Here is a 21,624-nt window from a genome sequence, read left to right as displayed (position 1 = left end):
TCCTCCTTCAAAATAATGATTGATAGATTTCTTCAATCTTTTTGACCATGTTACGAGTGGTTAAATGTTTTTGTGCAAATGCCTGTGCATTGCGTGCTAATTCTTTTCTAATTGATTTTTTTCGTAATAAGAGCGATAACTTTTTTGCAAGCTTCTTTGGGTTAGCTGGTTCAACAATAAATCCTGAATAATTATTTTTAATAATTTCCGGGATTCCTCCACAATTGGTAGTAATAATTGCTTGTTTGGTAAACATTGCCTCAATAATTGAGATTGGCAGCGTATCGCTTGTGGTTGGCAGAATAAATATGTCTGATTCACTTAACAATTTAGGTATGTCTTCTCTGCTGCCTAAAAAGGAAACGTTTTTCAATTCCAACTCATTAACCTGCTTCTCGAGCTGCTTTCTCATCTCACCATCGCCTACTATCCGGACTTCTACATCTCTCAGCTTGTCTTTAATAAGCGCAAGGGCTTCAAATAGGTACTTATGACCTTTACGTGGTCGAAGGCGTGCGACACAAGTTATCACCACTTTAGATTGGCTTTTTTTCCTTTTCTTCTGAATATTCCATCCACCAGAATCAATTCCAGTATAAACAGTGGTCATTTTAGATTCCTCCGCACCTAAATTTATTAGAATTGGGCGAAAGACATCACAAACGATGATTAATTGATTAGCATTTTTAATGGCTTGTCTGTCAATGGCCGAAAAATAGATTTCCTCAACCGACCCTTTTTCCATCAAGTTAAACTTTAATCTGTTGTGGGTCATAAATCCATGAGGTGTAAAAAGAAGAGGTTTTTGAAGGGATCGGTTTAGTATCCCTATTACATTAGCTGTATATCGATCTTGAGCGTGGATAATATCATATTGCTCCAGGTCAATATCCTTTAACATCGTATAGTAACTATATAGTTTGCTAATGTTGTGTAGAATTTTTCCATTACAGCTGCCATACCGATTGATAAAAAAATGTGTAAATTCCTCAGAATATCTAGTTCGTAATACCTCCATTTCTTTAGATGGGAAATGATTTGGTGCTATTACATGGACACTATGACCTAATTTTTCCAAGCCGTTTTTAAGTGATGTGATATAGTTTTGCAGTCCACCGATACTTGGATACTCCCAAAACGTTGTGATTAATATTTTCATTTTTTTGTTTTGAATTTCTGCTGAATGGATTTGCTGCCTTTCTACCACTTGTTCTTCTTCAAATATTTCATTAATCTCATAATATTGATCCATAGCTGAGATTAGGTAAGGAAAAAGAGTCGGCACAAAATGCTGGTCCTTTTGATGTTTTCCTGTCACTTCCACACCCTCCTAATGATTTCAAAAGCTTCTGCGAATTCGACCCCAACCGTCATTCCCCTAACGCGCGCTAAATATTTCACTCCGTCATATGAACGTGGATGAGGGAATGGTCTCATTTCTATATCATAATGGTGAAGAGATTGTAGCTTGTCATCGATGGTATCTGTAATATCCACAAAATAATTGGGTTTGAATTCCTTATCATTCGTATGCTGGCTCCATTCACTGGAAGAAACCGTTTCAAAACAAAGGATCTCAATCGGTTGTTTTCCAGGCAACGGCCGGGCTGCTGTGATGACTGCTTGAAACAAAATTTGATGGTCTTTGTTTGTATCTCCATAATGATGAGTGAAAATTATAGAAGGTTGATACTTATCCAATAGAGCTTCAATCGCTTTGGCGATTTCGTGAAGAGGAATTGTTTCCAACAATAGATTGGGGAATTCCAAAAATAGGACCTCGTCTACCCCTAAGTGTTTGTTAGCTTGCTGCATTAATGGCTGAATGTGCTGCTCCTCTTCCTTACGTCCCTTGGCGGCAATCACTGTGATTACCTTATAGCCATGATTAATTAATTTCTTTATCGTTCCGCCGCTTCCAAGAATTTCATCATCGGGATGAGCGGCAATCACTAGAACATTCATACTCATTCAGATTCCTCAACTCCATTTAATATTAGTACTCTTGTAATTATATGAAATTGATCCGAAGTGGATATGGACAATGGTAAAAAAACTTCGAAATACCCATGTCGAAGCAGAAAGGTTACTTGATCGTTTGTTTCAACGCCCTCAGAGATGACTTGAAGTTTTAATAACTGTGCCATTAGAATAATAGTCTTGATGATGGTTTGATCATTTAAGTCATGAGTACATTCAGACATAAAGGATTGATCAATTTTCAGGCTTATCAACTGGGAATCGTTTAAGCTAATTAAGCGAACTATATCCCGTTCCAAAATCATCGATACTAATCATAACACCAATTTTTTCAAGCTCAATCAGTGTTGAAATAGCGGATTCAACATCCAAAGTCATACTTTCAGTAATCTCAATCTCTAAATATTTGGGTTCAAGTCCCGTTTCATTTAATACTTTTCGAACCACTTCAGGCAGCCTCGATTGAAAAAATTGTTTTGCTGATAGGTTGACCGCTCCAGTTATTGGCGGAAAGCCATCGTCCTGCCACTTCTTATTTTGCTTACAGGCCGTACGTAATGCCCACTCACCTATCGGGATAATCAAACTGGTTTCTTCTGCTTTGGGGATAAAATCAGCTGGGGCAATCATTCCTCTCTCAGGATGATTCCATCGAATTAATGCTTCAGCCCCAATTAATAACGCAGTTTGAATAGGATTTAAGGGTTTTTTCATTTTCATGATAATCTCTCCTTCTGAAATTAATATGGGATTGAATGATTTAAAAATTCACCATCCAGGGTTGCTAACTTTTTTGCTAACCTAATTTTTATTTTTCATTCCAACGTATACAATCTCCATTCTTAAAACCCAAGTTGATACAGAGGTTTTGCCAACCCATATAAGAGTAAAAAACCACCACTTAGATGGGCGGCATGATGTGATCATCGCTTAAATCCCTAAATACAGGGGTTTAACGAGGATTCAGAATGAATGCTGACTGAACATGTGAATATCTTTAAATTTGAAGGCCTCCCACAGTTTACTGTGGGAGGCCTTTTCTTAATATTTGAATTCGGTATGTCCTAGTTATTGTTGGCTTTTTTTAATTCCTGTACCTGCTTGAGCTGTAATGATGTATGCGTATGCCTGAATGGATGCAACGTAATTTTCTTGTTGTTATGCGGTAATTTTTTAAGAATACGTTGTAATCGTATTGCAGGCAGTTTTTGCACCAATGTATATCCCTCTGGTGAAGTGAAGACAAAGGTTTCATTTTATTTTGCTGTAGTAGAGGCCTTTTTAATAACTTCATGATCTGATCGCCCATCAAAATGGTAAATCGCTTAGGGGATGTAAAGGTAAACTTCATACATCCAATTTCAACGAAAGACATACATATAGTTCTGGGCGATGGGGGGATAACAACTACTAGAGTTTTTTCAAGTAAAAGGAACTGTTGAAAGTTGGATTAAAAATGTTTTTAACTTAGTGAAGGAACATCCAAAGGTGGTTTTTCCTTATTTCGTTGGATGTTTGATTTGTAGATTTATAAAGTTGTTAACGCTTACATTTTTGCAGATTGAAGTTGCAATAAGATGTACTAAACTATTTGAATATGTCCATTTATAATCAAATTATGAAAGGGGTTACTATCATGAAAGAACGGTCTCAACGAGTACTTACCAGATTTTTGAAAGTAAATACCTTTTTGACTTGTGAGGATTTAAGTAAAGAGTTCAATATTAGTGAGCGTACTTTTCGAAACGAATTGGTTCTGATTAATAAATATCTGTCTGAAAATAATTATCCATCCATTACGACGATAAGAGGAAAGGGGTTGAAGTTAGACCTGTCTGATGTGGACCGCGGAAAGCTCCAATTGAAAATTGGTGATGATAGGGAAACGGATTATTATAGGCCCAATGAACGTTTTCTTGCCTTACTTTTAGATATTGCCGATACCACAAAAAGGACAATGCTTTTTGAAATGGAAGAAAAACTGCAGGTATCGAAAAGTACATTGGATGAGGATATGAGAAGACTTCGCCAGTTTTTAAAGGAATATGGTATTTCTGTAGTGAGTTTAACGAAGCAAGGGATTGTATTAAAAGGAGATGAACGATCAATACGCACTATGTTGTACGACGTAATTAATAGTGTTACAGATATTTCCACCCTATTGGGGTACCGAGATAGAGATACTGTGAATACCTTTGCAGATCAATTTGTCCTTGATTATTTGGATACAAGTGCATTGAGGGTCATTGGAGAACATTATGACGAAGTCTTTGAAAAGTCTAGAGTAGAGATAAATCATGTATATCGAAATCAAAGCATTCTATTTTTAGGAATATGGGTAAGGCGGTTGCAAGAGGGAAATAACCTTAGGGAATTAGCCAAAGTTAGAGCCGAGATAAAAGAAGATCCTGTCAGAAATTTTGTGGATTTCATCTGTATGGAGTTTGGTTTATATCCATCATTAAATGAAATAAAATATACTACCTTTACAATCGAATCTTTTAATCCAAAAGATATGAATAATTCATTCGATTGGGTTACCGCACAATTATTAGCTATTCAATTAATTGAGCATGTAGAAAAAGTAACCAGAATCCCCTTTTCTCAGAGAGAAGAAGATTTGTATGAAGGTTTATATAAGCATATCACAGGGTTATTAAGCAGGGCGAAGAACGATTTACAGGTATTTAATCCGTTGAAAGAAACTATTAAGGAGTCCTTTGCCGAGATTTATCAGGCAGTCACATGCTTTAGTAAGCAAATAGAGGACTATATAAAAAAACCATTATCTGAAGATGAAATCGGGTTTTTGACCGTTTATTTTTCAACTTCTGCCAGCCAAATAAAACAGAAAGAACAATATGTTTATCAGGCTGTTGTGCTTTGTAATCATGGGATTTCAACTGGAAAGCTATTGGCTGCGAATTTGAAAGAGCAATTCAATATCGAGATTGTAGCAGTATTGAGTTCGTTTGAATTAACCTTTATTGACAAGCTTGATGTTGATTTAGTTTTTACGACCATTTCAATTGATTATCCAAGAAAACCCGTATTATTGCTTAATCCAATATTAAGAGAAAGTGATAAGAAGGAAATTAAAGATTTTTTACTCAAAAATAAGAATAAGAGAAGGATCGTTTCCAATAAGTTAGATGCCACAATGCTAATGCAGGATATTCTTATGTTAATTGTAGAAAGCGGCGGTACGGTAACACAGGAAAGCTATCAGAAAGTAGAAGAGACTTTTAAAGAACATCATTTAAAAATTAATACAAGGGAGATACAGCCGATGTTGCAGGATATTTTGAGGGATTCCAACATTCTACTAAAGCAAGAATGTAAAGACTGGAAAGAAGCGATTACGAAATCTGCCCAGATATTGTTAACAGAAGAAGTCATTGAAGAGCAATATATAAACGCCATGATTAAATCTGTTGAAGAGTATGGGCCTTATATAGTAGTAGGGAAGCATTTAGCGTTAGCACACGCAAGGCCAGAAGATGGAGTAAATAAATTAGGTATTAGTGTCATGACGTTAAAGGAACCGGTGAATTTCGGAAATCCTGATAATGATCCGGTGAAAATTGTTTTTTGTCTAGCTGCAGTGGATTCTTATTCGCATCTAAATGTGATGAAAAATCTGATTGAGTTAATTAATGATGAAGAGAAATTAGACCAGTTAATTACAGCACAAGATGTAACCATGTTTAATCAGGTGTTATATGGAAGTGAAGTAATGGAATGAGGAAAGCTGTGGTTATTACAATTGGTGTAGAAGCAAGTAGGAGAAGATGAATTATATAAAACAAAAAACGAAAGAGGAGAGAGTGACATGAAAAAAGTAAATATCTTATTTGTATGTGGAGCAGGTTTAGGAAGCAGTTTTGCTTGTCAAATGGCGGCAGAGGATGTATTAAGCAAGTTGGGTATTAATGCCAAGCTAGATCATAGTGATATCTCGTCTGCTGTTTCAGTAAAACCCGATATTATTATTACGGCACAGAATTTCAAATCCCAATTTGAGAAATTTTCAGTTGATCCAAAACAAACGACAATTGTTTATTTGAGAAATATTGTATCTAAACTAGAGATTGAAGAAAAAATCACCCCGGTATTAAGGGAAAAAGGCGTTTTAGCTTAAAAATAAATAGAGATAGCTAGAGATGGGGGGAGAAAATGGGTGTAGTCAACTTTATTATAGAGAATATTTTGACACAGGCATCAGTCACAATCGCGTTGATTGCTATGTTGGGGTTAATTTTGCAAAAGAAATCAACAGGGCAAGTTATTTCTGGTTCGTTAAAGACGATGTTAGGATTTATGGTATTGTCAGCCGGATCTAGCATTATAGTTGGTAGTTTAATATATTTCGGTAAAATTTTTACAGAAGGTTTCCATATGCAAGGGATTATTCCTTCAATTGAAGCCATTAATGGCCAAGCAATGAATGAGTTAGGCTTGGGTCGTGATATCGCACTAACTTTCTTAGCTATCTTTGTTTTTAATATTTTAATTGCCCGGTTTACTAAATGGAAATACATCTTTTTAACTGGTCAGGCAATTCTTTGGATGGCTACTATGACAACAGTATTTGGTTACTTTGCAGGTTTACGTGGTGTTGCATTGATTTTAGTAGGCGGTTTCATTGGGGGCGTCTTTGCGGTAGCAATGCCTGCGATTGCACAACCGTTTGTTCGGAAGATTACTGGTATGGATGATATTGCATTAGGACACTTTTGTACGGTTGGGTATGTGTTTGAAGCAGGTGTAGCAAAACTAGTTGGGGGAAAAGGCGAAAAGAAAAAATCTGTTGAAGATTTGAAATTACCAGCTCAATTTGAATTCTTACAAGATACCTATCTATCTTTGATGGTGGTAATGACTCCTCTTTATATTATTACAGCAGCATTCGCAGGTGATGAGTTCGCCTCTAAAATATCAGAAAATACAAACTACTTGATGTTTGCTTTCTTACAATCTATCCAATTCGTAGTTGGAGTGTATGTATTACTAGCAGGTGTTCGCTTATTACTAGGTGAAATTGTTCCGGCGTTTAGAGGGATTGCCATGCGGTTGGTTCCAAATGCAAAGCCTGCATTAGATTGTCCAGTCCTATTTCCATTTAGCCCTAATGCAGTCATTGTAGGGTTTATCACAACTACTATAGGTTCAATTATTGCAATGTTTGTATTACCAGTCTTTGGGTTGGCAATGATCTTACCAGGTATTCTGACAGCCTTCTTCGCGGGTGGGACTGCCGGTATCTTCGGTAACTTAACAGGTGGTATTCGCGGTGCAATTATTGGTGGTATTGTACATGGTTTCTTCATTACATTATTACCAGCACTGTTAGTAACGACTTTCAATTCTATGGGATTTGTCAATGCAACAGCTACAGATGTTGATACAGTAACAGCTGCTTTACTATATGCATGGCTCATTGGTCCACTTTTAAAAGCTTTTTAGGATGTTGAAAGAGAAAAGGAGGTTCAAGTAATGTTTGGATTTGGTAAGAAAAAACCTAAAGAACCGAAAAAAGAAACAACCGAAAAGGTAGTGTTAACAGTAGAACGAAAAGAAGAGTTAGTACGTATTATCTCCACTAAAAAAGAAGAAGTAAATCAAACAGTTGGAGAAGAACAAGCAAAAATTCATGAGGAGATGGGCCTAGCATTTAATGAACTTGGTGAAGAAAATAATGCTATTGATTCGTTAGAAAAAAGTATTCAGGCAAAAAAGTCATTAGGCGAAGGTTACAAAACTTTATTAAAACTTTATAACAAGAAGCGTGCAGAAGCAGCAAAAGTGAATGATGAAGAATTATTACAGTTATATCTAAAGAAAATGGATCAAATGATGCAAGTTTCTAAAGAGGTTACACGTGGTGTTCGATAAGGAAGAAAATAAAAGAAGTATAAAGGGAGAGTAATTGATTATGTATATAACACTAAAGGAAGTAACACTTAGGGCTGAAGAATTGAATTATACAGTTGGTTCATTTAATGCACATAATTTAGAGATGTTACCTGATATGATACGTGCAGCAAAAGAGCAAGGAGCACCAATTATTATCCAAACAAGTATAGATACTGCGAAATACATTGGTCATGAAAATTTTGTTGCTGTATGTAAAACTATGGCCACAAATGAAATGGTAGATGTGGTATTGCATTTAGACCATGCAAGGGATTTTGATGATATTAAAGAGGCAATCAATAAAGGATATACATCAGTGATGTTTGATGGTTCTCATTTACCATTCAAAGAGAACATTATGAAAACAAGAGCAGTAGTAGAATATGCACACAAATATGGTGTTTCGGTAGAGGGCGAACTAGGGACAATTGGTGGTACTGAAGAAGGGATTCATGTAGATGAGGATGATAAGGTTTATACTGACCCAAAAGATGCAGAAGAGTTTGTTAAAGCAACAGGGGTTGATGCTTTGGCCATTGCAATCGGTACTAATCATGGTCAATATAAATCTAAAACAGAAGTAAATCTACCGCTATTAAAAGAAATCAATGCTGTAGTAGATGTACCTTTAGTTATTCATGGAGGTACAGGTGTTAATGAAATGGATATTCATGAATTAATAAATAATGGGATTCGTAAATTTAATGTTGGTACTGAGTTGTTAGTAGCATGGACGAAAACAGCGAAAGAAACATTCGGAGAAACAAAAGTAACTAAATCATTACGACATAATATTATTCCATGTAATAAGGCAGTAAAAGAAATTGTCAAACATAAAATTGGAATCTTCATGAATAAAGAAGACAGTACGCTTCAAGTAAAATAGTAAAAAAAAAAGTTCATTTGGCATTTTTATAAGAGTTGGAGAAGATGGATAATTAAGAGAGTACGGGGTATTCCTAGTACTCTTTCTTTATTCGTTAGATTATGAGGTGGTAAGATGGATAAAGCCTTAATCTTATTAGCAGGTTTACCAGGAACAGGGAAAACCTACTTGAGTAATATCATCAATAGTAAATTAGGGTCATTTTATAATCTTTCTCAGGATGACTTGAAAGAATATTATTGTGATATATATGGTTATTGTAATTTAGAAGAAAAACAGAAGATAGAAAAGATAGCATGGGCGAAGTACTATGAAATAATGGAAATGCAAATGCAAGTAGGCGACAATATTATGTCTGATTATCCTTTTAGTCAGAAACAAAAGCCTCATATTCAGCAATTAGTAGATAGATATGGTTATGAGATCGTTACTATTCGGTTAATTGCAGATTTAGATATTTTGTTTGAACGGCAAAAAAAGCGAGATTTGGATCCGACAAGGCATTTAAGTCATATCGTGACTTCCTATAAAAAAGGGGATCATTTAGCTAATAGAAGTAATGCAGATAATTTATTGATCTATGAGGAATTTATAAATAGATGTACAACAAGAGGATATGACACGTTTGAATTAGGGAAATTATATGAAGTCGATGTATCAGATTATACAAAAGTGAATTATTCCAGGTTGTTGGAAGATATAGAACGGGGATACATTAAAAGGCACATTTCTGAAACTAGCAAAGAATTGTGAAATCCAAAACTTAGAGGCTTTTTTACTTACATTATATTATTCATCTCTTTAAGCATATAACCCTTGGTGCAGAATCTAAGGGCTTGAAGGAATACGATTTTACTGTAGAGAATGTCGTGACAAAGTAAGAGAATTATTGAAGTTCCTCACTATGAAAACTTATAACTTTGGTAGTGCAGCAGAAACATTGAGAAAGAAACTTTCTCAAAAAATAAAAGGTGTACCCTAAGAGGACTTGGAACAAATTGTTCATTACGCTCTGAAATATCACGCTAAAGTCCAACGATGATCACGAGTATACTAGTCGTGATAATAAGCACATGTACTATAAGATTCTGGCTGACACTAATTTATAAGTGGTGACAAAACTGACTATCGCTTTGAGGTAGTCAGTTTTTAATTAAATTACAGAGGAGTTTCCAGAGAACCCTGATTTAGACTTAGGGAAATAAGGTACCAATTGGTGGCACGGAACTAGGTGGTAAATCTTGAGGATAAGGCTGGCCAGTTTTCTAAAGGCACGGGACCGGGAGCCAGGCCCAACCAGATGTAACACCCACAACGGATAAGGATAGATAGAGGCTATGCAAGAGAAGGAAGGTAAGCGAATAGATGATCTAATCCTATATGGAAACAGAAGAAAGGAAAAGGAAATCTTATCGGTATCCCTAATAACTTCTGGATAGGCTATACTTATCTAGACAGAAAATTTAAGGACAGGTAGACTACAGATACAACTAGTTATAGAAAAGAGGTCCGATATGCGACGTGATATACAACTGAATGAACAAGCTTTCTCTTCCAAGGAAGTGGCAGAAGAAGTGGGGATTGCAACTCCCACTGTTCGAAAGTATGGTCAAATCTTAGAGCGGAATGGATATGAGTTTTTGAAAGATGGAGATCGACGTATCTTTGTTCAATCTGACATTGTAGCGCTTATAGCGCTACGCGATACGGACAAGCCCCTAGACGATACAGCTAAAGACCTTGTATATCAACAAAAAGAAAGATTAGAAGGATCCAATGAAACACAGATAGCGGTACCCGATACATATAAAAATTTACCTCACGACCCCAATCAATTAAACGAGGTCTTAATGTTTTTAGTCAATGAACTCGCAGCCACACGTGAAATGAATGTCCAACTGACAAACGATATGTCACAGCTTAAAACAAAGGTTTCCCGGCTCCAGCAAGATCATCATGTTATAAGTTCTAGTATTGGAAATTCAGCGCAAAGAACTAATGCTAAAATTGAACAATTAACTGAACAACAAAATACCCATTACGAAACATTGCTGGAACAAGAAAAACAAAAAAGTGAACTCTTACAAAAAGAAATACAAAATATGCGGGACGAACAGAAAAAAGAATGGAATTCACAAAATGAATTTAATAAACGTTTAGAAGAGGCTATACAAAAACGTTCCGAAAAATGGCGGGGGCTTTTCTCCATATTCAGAAAATAAGGTGACTGTTAAGGTTTTTTTGCCTAGCTGTGTATTGATTTGTTGAAGCAAATTATTGATGTAGAAACATTTGATATATATTTTTTAATAAATAATGATGGATAAAAGCATTGAGATGCGAATCAACAAAACTTTTAAAAAATCATAGTGCCATATATGATTCCCGTAGTTGAAACACAGAATTAAGAAAGAATATTTCGATTTTACAGGATTTGGTACCTGTTGTGTGAGAGATCGGCGATACCAATGTATCGGACGTTCTACCAAAGGCAAACTAAGGCTCAATTGAAATTCATTGGAGATTTGTTGAAACGTTATGCATCTAAAACAAGAGTCATCCTTACTAGAGTTGCTCCAGACAGGGGTGTATCGCTGGGCGATATAACTTGCAAATAAATTCGAAACCTTTAGGTTTAATAGAAAAGTGGAGTTCGATATGCAAACATGATATACATCCGAATGAACGAGTATTCTTTTCTAAGGAATTGGGGATGCAACACCCACTGTTCAAAAGTATGGTCAAGACTTAGAACGAAACGGATATGAGTTTTTAAGATGGTAGTTGCCTATCTTTATTCAATCTGACATCGAAGCGCGTTACGCGATACGGACAAGTCCCTAGAGCGTACAGCTAAAGACCAAGTGTATCTACAAAAAGATAGATTAGATGAATCTATTGAAACAGAGATAGCGATACCTGATACATATGACAATTTAACCTATAATTTCAAACGAATAAAAGAGATATTAATTGTTTTAACCAATGAACTCGCAGCTACGCGTGAAATGAACATCCACTGACAAACGATATGTCTCAGCTTAAAACAACGGTTTCCCAGCTCCAGCAAGATCTATGATAGTGTTCCTCAAGAAAGGGGCTTATCGGTTCTTTTTTGTGTATCGTATCGCTGGGCGATATAACATGAAAATAAATCCACGGAACCTTCATCTTTAATAGAAAGGGAGGTCCGATATGCGACAGGATATACATACGAATGAATGAGCATCCTCTTCCAAGGAAGTGGCAAAGAAGTGGAGATGCAAAATCAATGTTCGAAAGTATGTTTAAAACTTAGAGCTAAATGGATAGTTATTGTTAAAATGTGGAAATGGACACACCTTCGTTCAATCCGACATCGAAAAGCTTAAAGCGCTACGCGATACGAGCAACCCTCTAAACGATAGAGCTAGAGACCCTTGTATCAAGAAAAAGAAAGATTAGAAGGAACCAATGAAACAGAGATAGCGATACACGATACATATGACAATATATTTAACCCATGTTCTCATTCAATTAATAGAGAGCTTGATTTTTTAACCAATGAACTCGCAGCTACGCGTGAAATGAACATCTAACTGACAAACGATATGTCACATCTTAAAACTGAACAACAAAAAACCCATTACGAAACATTACTTCAATAAGAAAAAGGTTTCATTACTTTTTTTTAGTCTCCTTTACGATATTCATGTGTTAATTTGCGTTAATAACTATTTAAACCTAAGGCAATCAAATCAAAAGTAGAAATTCCTTTGTTCCAACTATTCGGAATCACTATTTTCAAATTTCAACAATTTCCCGAGAAATATCTACAAATTCTGAGTAGATATCGACAAAATTAGAAGCTTCTAAAAGAAGTAGTAAAACAAGTACATCGAAAAGAGTAAATATGACTAAATTCTTAGCCAGGCACACTTATTGTAAAAATGATATCTATGCAGTAATTATTGCAGGATTTTCAGATAAAGTTGCAAAGATATATTTTTGATTGCTTGATTTTTTACGCATGTAAATAACGTATATGATTACGCTTTTTTAACTTATTTAGAAGTTGCAAAAGAGAGCTTCTTTATCGAGCATAACGAAGAGTTTAATATTAATGAAGTTAATACATTGGTGAAAATTATGACCAATTGAGCTGTTTTTTTATTAAAACTGCAAGATAACGGCTGTGTAAATGGAAAAAAATGTTTCTTCGCTAATGACTTGTTTAAAAAAGAGCCATCAATATCCTTTTCATCTATGAATTCAATCTCTCTTTGGACAGACTTCACCCCTTGTTGAAGGTTATCCTTTTTTCAGCCCAACCGATTATCTCCACTGCACAGATGATCTGTTGGGCTGTTCGAAATGTTTTTAATCCTAGCATAGAACGGACTCCCTTATCTAACTCAGGAACATATTGATGGACCCAACGCATAATGGTTGTGTGAGCTATGGACAAGCCTCGTTCATCCATAATTTCCATAAAATCACGAAAACTCAAGTTGTACCGTAGGAACCACCTAACTGTGAGAATAATAATTTCTGGTACATAATGCTTCTAAAGAGATTACTTGCAAGATGTTCAAATTTCACACGAGAACCCATTTTTTGTAATTTTCATAATTACGATGAATTGCGTATAATGGGATTATGAAAGGGTATACATAATTTAAATAAATACGAAATGAAAGAATGTTTATCATTCTATTCTATAAGCAAATAATCTATTAAAGGTGAAATGATTATGATAGCTAGTCTTATGAAGTCTTGGACAATATGGATGAAAATTGGAGTAATGTTATTCGGAGTATTCTTATTATCGTGGTTGGGTCCTGACGAAATTGGCCTTACTGATTTGCTTGTTTCATTAAGAGAAGATGAAGAAACGGGAAATAAGTTAATGCTTGCCGTTTTTTTGTTAGTGTCTTTAAATACAGTTTTAGCTTTGTTTCATTATATTGGTGCACTGCTGTTGGGAGACGAAATCGGTGATCGATTAAACCGTCCATGGGTAAAAATCATCATTCCTCTTATTGTTATTCCTCTCGACTATATCGTGATAAATGCTTATTATTCTTTAACATACTCATTTAGCGCCTATGCGTTGTTATTGTTGTTAGCCATCTTATTATTGCAAGCCTTTGAAAAGGATAGGCTAAAGCCAATTATTAAAACAATTATTTGTTCTCAATTAATCTTTGGGATTGAATGGCTGAATGAGATTCCTTCTTTAACCAAATATGGATTTGGCCAAGGGTCGCTTTCAAAGGAATTAAAAGATATAGCGGTTCAAATTGGATTTGAGCAATCTTTAACATTGTACAGTTTAACTTTGTGTTTAATTTTTGTTATTAATGCTGTTATTTTAGCTGTGTATTTTTCTTTAGCTGAACAAAAGTGGCGGATAAAGCAAGAGCTTCATTATGCGCAGTTAGAAGCAATGCAGTCAAGATCAGGACGAGAAGCACTATATCTGGTCCATGATTTAAAAACACCTCTCACAGCAATTGAGGGGCTAAATTCCTTAATTAGTTTGAAAGTGGACGATTCTAAAATTAAAGAATATTGTCAAAGGATTTCATCATCGATTCATTCCGTTAGCGACATGATTTCCGAGATTTTATATAATGATAAAAAACATTGGTGCCGTATAAAAGATTTAGTTGAATACGTCGAAGCAAGCAGACTGAGCGGGACAAATATTAATCTGATGGTAGACTTTCAAACAAATCCTGAAATTAAAATTTTCATTAATAAAATCCGAATGACAAGGGCATTAGTGAATTTAATTGACAATGCTTACGATGCAGTGAATGGAATAGAAGAAGGCAAGATTTTGCTTAAGGTAAAAACATATGAAAATGAACTTTGGTTGGGCGTATCAGATAATGGGAAAGGGATTCCACCTAAAGAGCAGCTGAAAATATGGAAAGCTGGGTTCAGTACAAAATCGCATCCAGGAATGGGATTAGCTTTCGTACGACAAGTTGCTGAAGGACATGGTGCATCTTTAGAAATTGACAGCAAGCTTGGGCACGGGACAATAATTTGGATGAAACTAGCTGAGAGGAGTGTGTCAAGGTGAACATTTTAGTCATTGATGATGATGCATCAATTCAATATATGCTAAGTGAAATTTGTGAATTTGCCGGCTGGAATGTAGATACGGCTAACAACGGAAAAGAAGGGTTGAATGTGTTTGCAGAAAAAGGAGCAGATGTTGTTTTAGTTGATTATCATATGCCGGAAATGGACGGAATAAAAACAGTGGGTGAGCTTCGTAAACATAATGCTGATGTTCCGATTCTTGTATTAACAGTCGATGAACGACAGGAAATTGCTGATCGCTTTCTTGAAGCAGGCGCAACGGATTTTGCATTAAAGCCTGTAAAAGCGCCTGATTTGATTTCAAGAATTCAACTGCATGCTCGCCTTGCAAAATTAACTCAATCAGCTCCGCAGCAAAAATCCAGTGAAGAAAAGGATGCATTTGTAACAAAGGGAATTAGTAAGAGAACACTTTGTCACGTTAGTGATTTTCTTCATTCTAATCGTGAACCTTTTTCTGTTGATACAATTTCTAAAGAAGTTGGTTTGGCTTATCCGACCGTCTATCGCTATATTATGCATTTGCTTGATGAAGGAAAAGTGGAAATTATTGTGAGTTATCAAAAAATAGGAAGACCGAAAAATTTATATCAATGGATTGTTGACTAAGAAACTGCCTTAATACAAGGCAGTTTTTTATTATGATGGGGGTCTTCGTTGCTGCACAGACCGCTAATGCAGTAGGACTTTTTTTCTTTTTTTTCTGTATTTTTATATTTTCTGATAATATAAAATTATTTTACAACACTAAATATTCTTTAAAAATTTAAATGTCTTCATTGAATGTCTTTATAAGTTAATGCTCATTTAGATTTTGCTATCTGATTCCTTTTGTATCAGAGTCAAGATTAAAAATGTAAACGCTTACTGATAATGGGTTGGATGGCATGCATGGCCATCATCGTATTAGGGGTAGGTGGAACGAATCAATAATTTGTCTATTAAAATAAGACGATGCAATTATTTTGTGAATGTAACGATTGGTGATTAACCATATTTAGGAGGACTTTATTATGCAAGCACTATTAAAAGATGATGTTCAGCTGCCAAACCAGTCCAGGAAAAAGCATCCTCCAGGACTGTATATGTTGTTCGCAACTGAGGCATGGGAGCGCTTCAGCTATTACGGAATGAGAGCAATTCTTGTTCTTTACTTAACAGCAACTGTTGTAAACGGCGGGCTTGGAGTCGACAAATCTACAGCTATGGGCATATACGGATTCTTTACTGGTGCCGTTTATATTACGCCAATGATTGGCGGATACTTAACTGATCGTTTCATAGGCAGAAGATTGGCGATCACGATTGGTGGCATTTTAATGGCGCTTGGTAACTTTTCGCTATTCGCAAGTCAGAGTTTGACAGCGCTTTACATTGGTCTTGGTTTATTGATTATCGGTAATGGTTTCTTCAAGCCAAACATCTCGACAATTGTTGGTGATCTTTATGAAGACAACGATCCGCGTCGTGATGGAGCGTTCACCATCTTCTATATGGGTATTAACGTTGGGGCTTTCTTCGCACCATTAGTAGTTGGACTTATGAGCTATAAATATGGGTTCCTGACAGCAGCCATTGGTATGATTGTAGGGCAGTTAGTTTTCAACTTATTAGGCAATCGCTATTTAGGTGATATCGGTAAAGAACCTACTGGTAAACCGGATGTAACAGCTGGTCAAAAATCAGCTGCACCGTTAACGAAAAGAGAACAAAAACGTACAGCGGCTATCGTGATTTTGGCAGTCTTCGTTATTGCGTTCTGGGCCGCTTTCGAGCAGGCAGGAAGTTCATTGACATTGTATGCTAATGACCAAATTGATCGGAATGTATTTGGTTTTGAGGTTCCAACTGCCTGGTTCCAATCATTGAACCCATTATTCATCGTGATTTTAGCGCCAATTATGTCTGCTTTATGGTACAAGCTTGGCAGCTCAAAACGCGGTGACTTAAAAACTCCAACGAAGATGGCTCTTGGTTTAGTCACTGTTGGTTTAGGTTTCTTAGTACTGCTTCCTGCTGTTATGTATACAGGAAACGATACAGCGCTGAAAGTAAACATCCTGTTCATGATTGTAACGTATTTCCTTCATACATTAGCCGAATTAATGATTTCACCAGTTGGTTTATCAATGGTAAGTAAAATTGCTCCAATCAAGCTTGCCTCTCTTCTAATGGGAGTATGGCTGGCGAGTTCCGCGGTGGCTAATATGGTAGCAGGCCAATTAGCTGCATATACGCAGTCTTTAGGTTACCTGGAAATCTTCAGTGTAATTGGTTTTGTAACAATTGGTTTAGGTATTGTATTGTTGTTTCTTTCGAAGCCGGTAGCAAAGCTGATGAAATAATGAGAAAAGCAGCTGACCCAAAAGGCGCATAATGTGCCTTTTAGGTCGAGCTTTTTTGTATATGGCCGTGCTTTGTGGAATAAGAAACTCTCGAAACAAGAAACTGAAAGAGTATTATGAACGAAAGCGAAAAGAAGGAAAACCTTCAAAAGTGGGAATGATAGCTTGTTAACCACTTAAATCGTGTACAACTTTCATTTGAAGACGGCTCACTAGCTGGCTTAATTGAATTTATGAAACCCGGAGAATAAGGAAGAAGTTCATGAGTGGATGATATTACGATGAACATCATGGGGATAATTCAATAAGATTTCATTCTTGGCATAGGCTGAAATGTCCTGAAATAGGCGGAAAACCACCTATTTCAGAACTAAAGCAAAATCATAAGTCTTGCTTACTTGCAGGCACAACTTCTTTAGGAATGGAAAACTGATAAACGTCATCGCCAAATTTTTCTTTCAGTTCACGTTTACATTTCTCAAGAAGTTTTGGATTTTTCATCACTTCAAGCGCCGTACCTGCTAAAACTTTTCCTGCTTGAAGCATCCCTTTATGAGCAATGGATGTAGCACCGATGGTTACAACCTGCCAAGTGTTTTTATCCCTGTTTTCTTCTATTAACTTTCTGAATGAATGGGCGGCATGATGTAATCATCGCTTCAATCCCTTGAAATATAGGGGTTTAGCGAGGATTCAGAAATGAATGCTCATCTAACATATGAATATTTTTAAAGGTGAAGGCCCCCCACAGTTTACTGTGGGGGGCCTTTTTTATTTCTTTTACGATTATAGGGATTCCTAGAGGCTGAACGTTTCCCTTGAAAATGTAAAACCAAATCATACAGATTGTATTATCCATGCAAAAAAATAAATAATATAACATTATAACGTTATATTGACAACGCTTACATTTGTAGTTACAATTATTTTATGAAAATTCTAAATATATTTTTGGAAAAGGAAGTGTGTGAATGGATAAGGTTATGCGTTTTTTAGAAAGATATTTTCTACCTTTTGCTAACAAATTGGGATCTCAACGGCATTTGTTGGCAATTAGGAATGGTTTAATATCAACACTGCCATTAACGATTGTTGGATCGTTATTTGTTATCTTTTTGAATTTGCCTTTCGAAGGATATGAAGATTTTATTGAGCCTTATAGGCAGACACTCGATATTCCTTTCCGTTTTACAGTAGGTATCATGGCATTATATGCAGCTTTTTCAGTGGGAGCATATTTGGCGCAATCCTATAAGGTGGACCAATTAAGTGCAGGGATGTTATCTGTACTGGCATTTATGATTACTTCGGCTGTACCTGTGAAGATTGCTGATCCAGTAGAAGGAGTGATTGATGCAGGCCGCTGGATTTCAATTGGCAGCTTAAGCTCAACCGCACTCTTTGGGGCGATAGTCACTTCACTTATCTCTGTGGAAATATACCGCTATATGCTGCAGAAAAACCTTACAATCAAGCTTCCAAGCAGTGTTCCTCCTGCAGTTGCCAAGTCATTTTCAGCATTGCTGCCGACTTTAGTCATCATGCTGCTTTGGTGGGGCATCCGTTATGGCTTGAACTTTGATGTAAACACAGTAATCACTCTTATCGTATCACCATTAAAATCTTTACTGGTTGGGAATAGTTTAATAGGAGGATTGCTAACTGTCTTTATCATTCAACTATTTTGGTCATTTGGAATCCATGGAGAGGCAATTCTTGGACCTATCATCCGTCCAATGTGGGATTCGGCTATTCTTGAGAATATGGAGGCGTTTACCCAGTCAGGTAATGCACAGCACCTTCCAAATTTATTTACCGAACAATTTCTTCAATGGTTTGTTCAGCTTGGTGGATCAGGTTCTACCTTGGCCCTTGCCGTTCTATTCTTAGTCTCAAGAGCGAAATTTTTAAAGGAGTTAGGTAAACTTACAATTGTTCCAAGCCTTTTCAATATCAATGAGCCAATTGTATTTGGAACACCGATCGTTATGAATCCGATTCTAATTATCCCATTTATTTTAACGCCAATGGTGCTTACCACAATCAGTTATTTTGCAACCATTTCTGGATTGGTGCCAATGATGATGGCCAAGCTTCCATTTACCATGATTGCACCAGTGGGGGCGGTTATGAGTACGAATTGGAGTTTAACTGCCGGAGCTCTCATGATTTTTAACTTTATTGTTTCATTGATTATTTATTATCCTTTCTTTAAAATGTTTGAAAAACAACAGCTTCAGGCTGCAAGTGATAGTGAGCAGCTAGAAGAAAAAACTGCGATGTAAGAAGGAGTGAATTCTAAGTGGTTTCTTTAATTATTGCAGGTTTAACCTTTATAGTAGCTCAAATTGTGTGCAGCCGATTGAAAACATTTAGTAAAGGCTCCGTAGTGAAAGATGTTCTTTTGGCATTTGGAGTGATTGGTTTGTCAGTGGTCTTAGTGATGCTGGCAGGCAAAATAATGACCCCGATTGTTATTATCGTTACAATCGCAAGTTCAACTTATATTTCAAATAAGCTTAGATTGGCTTTATTTGCTTCACAGAATCATCGCCAGTCCCTGATAAAAGTAAATGGAAAGTAAATCTGTTTATCTTAAAATGTATTTTTCGAATGAAGGAAAGTAGTTCTACTGAAAGTAATAAAACAATATCAAATTCGAATTCCCTAAATAAGGTCTTCAGCATAAATTCTGTTGTGAAACATGAATAAACTGGATATATAATGTATTTAGGAAACACTACCTATTCAACAACAGTTCGATTAGGTGGTGGGTATGCATTCGCCAGCAGGATTCTCAAGGAATCTAACTTCGATGATAAGTCTTGATGCTGCAGCGGCAAGTATGTAAGGCATTCAACTACGGAGTTGCTCCTTCATTAGGTGGATGAACTGAGAGCGTGATGCAATCAAATGATATTGAACTAGAAAGGTAGATATATCTTGAATCTTTCAAGAAAAAAGGGTCCTATCTATTTACAAGTGAAAAATATAATCAAAGATCGGGTATTAAGTGGTGAATACCAACTTGAGATGAATATTCCTACTCATGAGCAATTAGAAAAAGAATTCAGTGTAAGTAAGATAACAATCCGCAATGCAATTGAAGATCTTGTAGGCGAAGGGTATCTTGAAAAACGAAGTGGAAAAGGGACAAAAGTAATTAATAACAAAATCATTTCTAAATTATCAAAGGGCAAGAACTTCTCGGAACTGTTGGTGGAAAAAGGATACAGGATAAAGAAAAAATATGCGAATATCAGTATTATTCATAATCAGCCTGATACTTTCCTTTATCAGCAATTTGGAGATACATGTTACCATGTGTCACGGATTTATTTCCTAAATGACGATCCCTATATCTATTTCTCGCATTACTTGCCTAATTGGTTAAAGCTACCTTTAGAAAAGGATGCATATAAAGGATCACTCTATCATTTATTAAATGAACAAAATATATCTTTTGCACGATTTACAGACGAGTTTGATATTGAATTACCAGATGAAATTATTTGTAAGTCCCTATCGATTAGTAAAGATCAAAATTTATTAAAACGAATGCGATACGCTTATGATGAGGATGATCGCCTGGTAGAATACTCAGAAGCATTCTATCAAACCAAAGTGCATAAATATGTTGTGAAATTCGAAGTATAGTCTAAAACTTTTGGATGAAAATAGGAGGAATATAAATGAATATTTTATTAGTTTGTTCAGCAGGAATGTCTACTAGTCTTTTAGTTACAAAAATGGAGAAGGCAGCAGAGGCGAAAGGAATTGAAGCAAAAATCTGGGCTGTTTCCGCAGATCAAGCGGGGGAAAATATCGATAATGCTGATGTCCTGCTATTAGGGCCTCAAGTACGTTATTTGTTAAACGATGTGAAAAAGATGGCCGAATCTAAACCAGTTGTAGTTGATGTAATCAATCAGGTTCATTATGGATTAATGAATGGGGAAGCCGTTTTAGAAACAGCGCTTGGATTAGTGAACAATCAATAATTTGGCGCCTTGCGCTTTTCTTATAGGGGGAATATATAGTGAGTCAGAATCTATCTACGGAAAAAGTGGCGTTCCAACTTATTTTGCACAGCGGAAATGCAAGAAGTTTGCTTATGGAAGGAATGCGTTTTGCGCGGGATAACGAATTTGAACTGGCAGAGACTAAAGTTTCAGAAGCGAAATATGAATTGAATGAAGCTCATCACTCTCAAACGTCATTGATCCAAAATGAAGCACTTGGGACAAGTGTAGAGTTTTCAATCCTACTTGTTCATGCGCAGGACCATTTAATGACTACGATAACCGTGAAAGAATTAACTGAAGAAATAATCTTTTTACATAAAAAAATAGAAAATAGCTAAATAACATCCAAGAGTCTTTATTTTTGCAGGTGGAGGTG

General features: G+C 36.1%; 20 protein-coding genes and 2 pseudogenes. 16 read left to right on the top strand and 6 right to left on the bottom strand.

Features of this window, described 5'->3' with window-relative positions:
* Positions 1–7 precede the first annotated feature (7 nt).
* Genes ACQKMH_RS25935 through ACQKMH_RS25920 form a run of 4 tightly spaced genes read right to left on the bottom strand, consistent with a single transcriptional unit; the run spans position 8 to position 2,700 of the window.
* Positions 8–1,318, bottom strand: a complete 1,311-nt coding sequence (locus tag ACQKMH_RS25935; RefSeq protein WP_427590206.1) for a glycosyltransferase family 4 protein — start codon at positions 1,316–1,318, stop codon at positions 8–10.
* Positions 1,315–1,971, bottom strand: a complete 657-nt coding sequence (locus ACQKMH_RS25930; RefSeq protein ID WP_427590205.1) for a PIG-L deacetylase family protein — start codon at positions 1,969–1,971, stop codon at positions 1,315–1,317. Before ACQKMH_RS25930 ends, ACQKMH_RS25935 begins: the two co-directional genes overlap by 4 nt.
* A complete protein-coding gene (locus ACQKMH_RS25925) occupies positions 1,968–2,204 on the bottom strand; it encodes a hypothetical protein (RefSeq protein WP_427590204.1) in 237 nt (78 codons plus the stop codon). Before ACQKMH_RS25925 ends, ACQKMH_RS25930 begins: the two co-directional genes overlap by 4 nt.
* Before the next feature lie 46 nt (positions 2,205–2,250).
* On the bottom strand, positions 2,251–2,700 hold the full coding sequence (locus ACQKMH_RS25920) for an EAL domain-containing protein (protein WP_427590203.1): 450 nt from the start codon (positions 2,698–2,700) through the stop codon (positions 2,251–2,253).
* A 916-nt stretch (positions 2,701–3,616) separates the two neighbouring features.
* On the opposite strand from ACQKMH_RS25920, the gene ACQKMH_RS25915 reads away from it, so the two are divergent.
* The 7 genes from ACQKMH_RS25915 to ACQKMH_RS25885 all read left to right on the top strand — a co-directional run bounded on the left by ACQKMH_RS25915 (position 3,617) and on the right by ACQKMH_RS25885 (position 11,004).
* Entirely contained in the window at positions 3,617–5,725 is a 2,109-nt protein-coding gene (locus tag ACQKMH_RS25915) for a BglG family transcription antiterminator (RefSeq protein ID WP_427590202.1), read from the top strand.
* Between the two features lie 87 nt (positions 5,726–5,812).
* On the top strand, positions 5,813–6,121 hold the full coding sequence (locus tag ACQKMH_RS25910; RefSeq protein ID WP_098373543.1) for a PTS sugar transporter subunit IIB: 309 nt from the start codon (positions 5,813–5,815) through the stop codon (positions 6,119–6,121).
* A 35-nt stretch (positions 6,122–6,156) separates the two neighbouring features.
* The gene (locus tag ACQKMH_RS25905; protein ID WP_141993394.1) at positions 6,157–7,446 is read left to right on the top strand and encodes a PTS sugar transporter subunit IIC; all 1,290 of its coding nucleotides are present in this window, start codon (positions 6,157–6,159) and stop codon (positions 7,444–7,446) included.
* A 30-nt stretch (positions 7,447–7,476) separates the two neighbouring features.
* Positions 7,477–7,875, top strand: a complete 399-nt coding sequence (locus ACQKMH_RS25900) for a hypothetical protein (protein ID WP_427590201.1) — start codon at positions 7,477–7,479, stop codon at positions 7,873–7,875.
* A 40-nt stretch (positions 7,876–7,915) separates the two neighbouring features.
* Positions 7,916–8,782, top strand: a complete 867-nt coding sequence (locus ACQKMH_RS25895) for a class II fructose-bisphosphate aldolase (protein WP_148359447.1) — start codon at positions 7,916–7,918, stop codon at positions 8,780–8,782.
* 114 nt (positions 8,783–8,896) lie between these two features.
* The gene (locus ACQKMH_RS25890; protein WP_427590200.1) at positions 8,897–9,535 is read left to right on the top strand and encodes an AAA family ATPase; all 639 of its coding nucleotides are present in this window, start codon (positions 8,897–8,899) and stop codon (positions 9,533–9,535) included.
* 761 nt (positions 9,536–10,296) lie between these two features.
* Positions 10,297–11,004, top strand: coding sequence for a hypothetical protein (locus ACQKMH_RS25885; RefSeq protein WP_427590199.1), 708 nt, complete (start codon positions 10,297–10,299; stop codon positions 11,002–11,004).
* Between the two features lie 2,144 nt (positions 11,005–13,148).
* Here ACQKMH_RS25885 and ACQKMH_RS25880 read toward each other — a convergent pair.
* A pseudogene (locus ACQKMH_RS25880) lies at positions 13,149–13,310 on the bottom strand (IS6 family transposase); the annotation flags it as partial.
* A 204-nt stretch (positions 13,311–13,514) separates the two neighbouring features.
* On the opposite strand from ACQKMH_RS25880, the gene ACQKMH_RS25875 reads away from it, so the two are divergent.
* From ACQKMH_RS25875 to ACQKMH_RS25860, 4 genes and pseudogenes are all read left to right on the top strand, one after another.
* Positions 13,515–14,855, top strand: coding sequence for a sensor histidine kinase (locus ACQKMH_RS25875; protein ID WP_427590198.1), 1,341 nt, complete (start codon positions 13,515–13,517; stop codon positions 14,853–14,855).
* Positions 14,852–15,487 carry a response regulator gene (locus ACQKMH_RS25870; RefSeq protein WP_427590197.1) on the top strand — a complete coding sequence of 212 codons (636 nt, stop codon included), beginning with the start codon at positions 14,852–14,854 and terminating at the stop codon, positions 15,485–15,487. The genes ACQKMH_RS25875 and ACQKMH_RS25870 overlap by 4 nt, the downstream gene beginning before the upstream one ends.
* A gap of 404 nt (positions 15,488–15,891) precedes the next feature.
* Entirely contained in the window at positions 15,892–17,223 is a 1,332-nt protein-coding gene (locus ACQKMH_RS25865; RefSeq protein WP_427590196.1) for a peptide MFS transporter, read from the top strand.
* A gap of 46 nt (positions 17,224–17,269) precedes the next feature.
* Positions 17,270–17,395: pseudogene (locus ACQKMH_RS25860) on the top strand (IS110 family transposase); the annotation flags it as partial.
* A 209-nt stretch (positions 17,396–17,604) separates the two neighbouring features.
* Here the strand turns inward: ACQKMH_RS25860 and ACQKMH_RS25855 are convergent.
* Positions 17,605–17,769 carry a hypothetical protein gene (locus tag ACQKMH_RS25855; RefSeq protein WP_427590195.1) on the bottom strand — a complete coding sequence of 55 codons (165 nt, stop codon included), beginning with the start codon at positions 17,767–17,769 and terminating at the stop codon, positions 17,605–17,607.
* 425 nt (positions 17,770–18,194) lie between these two features.
* Between ACQKMH_RS25855 and ACQKMH_RS25850 the strand changes: the two genes are divergently transcribed.
* The 5 genes from ACQKMH_RS25850 to ACQKMH_RS25830 all read left to right on the top strand — a co-directional run bounded on the left by ACQKMH_RS25850 (position 18,195) and on the right by ACQKMH_RS25830 (position 21,586).
* Positions 18,195–19,508: a PTS sugar transporter subunit IIC gene (locus ACQKMH_RS25850; RefSeq protein ID WP_427590194.1), complete on the top strand. Its 1,314-nt coding sequence runs from the start codon at positions 18,195–18,197 to the stop codon at positions 19,506–19,508.
* A gap of 17 nt (positions 19,509–19,525) precedes the next feature.
* Positions 19,526–19,807 (top strand): hypothetical protein, encoded by a 282-nt coding sequence (locus ACQKMH_RS25845; RefSeq protein ID WP_427590193.1) that lies wholly within the window; start codon positions 19,526–19,528, stop codon positions 19,805–19,807.
* A gap of 359 nt (positions 19,808–20,166) precedes the next feature.
* A complete protein-coding gene (locus tag ACQKMH_RS25840; protein ID WP_427590192.1) occupies positions 20,167–20,880 on the top strand; it encodes a GntR family transcriptional regulator in 714 nt (237 codons plus the stop codon).
* Positions 20,881–20,915: 35 nt separating this feature from the next.
* Positions 20,916–21,224: a PTS sugar transporter subunit IIB gene (locus tag ACQKMH_RS25835; protein ID WP_230162202.1), complete on the top strand. Its 309-nt coding sequence runs from the start codon at positions 20,916–20,918 to the stop codon at positions 21,222–21,224.
* Between the two features lie 38 nt (positions 21,225–21,262).
* On the top strand, positions 21,263–21,586 hold the full coding sequence (locus ACQKMH_RS25830; RefSeq protein WP_427590191.1) for a PTS lactose/cellobiose transporter subunit IIA: 324 nt from the start codon (positions 21,263–21,265) through the stop codon (positions 21,584–21,586).
* The last annotated feature ends 38 nt before the right edge of the window (positions 21,587–21,624 follow it).

Origin of the sequence: Peribacillus sp. NPDC097895 (assembly GCF_050277555.1) — a bacterium.
GTDB lineage: Bacteria > Bacillota > Bacilli > Bacillales > DSM-1321 > Peribacillus.
This window is presented reverse-complemented; position numbering and strand designations above follow the sequence as displayed.

Coding starts and splice junctions, on each gene's coding strand:
- ACQKMH_RS25925 (WP_427590204.1), bottom strand. CDS start 2,204: ATGTCTGAATGTACTCATGACTTAAATGATCAAACCATCATCAAGACT.
- ACQKMH_RS25885 (WP_427590199.1), top strand. CDS start 10,297: ATGCGACGTGATATACAACTGAATGAACAAGCTTTCTCTTCCAAGGAA.
- ACQKMH_RS25895 (WP_148359447.1), top strand. CDS start 7,916: ATGTATATAACACTAAAGGAAGTAACACTTAGGGCTGAAGAATTGAAT.
- ACQKMH_RS25910 (WP_098373543.1), top strand. CDS start 5,813: ATGAAAAAAGTAAATATCTTATTTGTATGTGGAGCAGGTTTAGGAAGC.
- ACQKMH_RS25875 (WP_427590198.1), top strand. CDS start 13,515: ATGATAGCTAGTCTTATGAAGTCTTGGACAATATGGATGAAAATTGGA.
- ACQKMH_RS25850 (WP_427590194.1), top strand. CDS start 18,195: ATGGATAAGGTTATGCGTTTTTTAGAAAGATATTTTCTACCTTTTGCT.
- ACQKMH_RS25865 (WP_427590196.1), top strand. CDS start 15,892: ATGCAAGCACTATTAAAAGATGATGTTCAGCTGCCAAACCAGTCCAGG.
- ACQKMH_RS25900 (WP_427590201.1), top strand. CDS start 7,477: ATGTTTGGATTTGGTAAGAAAAAACCTAAAGAACCGAAAAAAGAAACA.
- ACQKMH_RS25930 (WP_427590205.1), bottom strand. CDS start 1,971: ATGAGTATGAATGTTCTAGTGATTGCCGCTCATCCCGATGATGAAATT.
- ACQKMH_RS25835 (WP_230162202.1), top strand. CDS start 20,916: ATGAATATTTTATTAGTTTGTTCAGCAGGAATGTCTACTAGTCTTTTA.
- ACQKMH_RS25905 (WP_141993394.1), top strand. CDS start 6,157: ATGGGTGTAGTCAACTTTATTATAGAGAATATTTTGACACAGGCATCA.
- ACQKMH_RS25915 (WP_427590202.1), top strand. CDS start 3,617: ATGAAAGAACGGTCTCAACGAGTACTTACCAGATTTTTGAAAGTAAAT.
- ACQKMH_RS25920 (WP_427590203.1), bottom strand. CDS start 2,700: ATGAAAATGAAAAAACCCTTAAATCCTATTCAAACTGCGTTATTAATT.
- ACQKMH_RS25890 (WP_427590200.1), top strand. CDS start 8,897: ATGGATAAAGCCTTAATCTTATTAGCAGGTTTACCAGGAACAGGGAAA.
- ACQKMH_RS25855 (WP_427590195.1), bottom strand. CDS start 17,769: ATGCTTCAAGCAGGAAAAGTTTTAGCAGGTACGGCGCTTGAAGTGATG.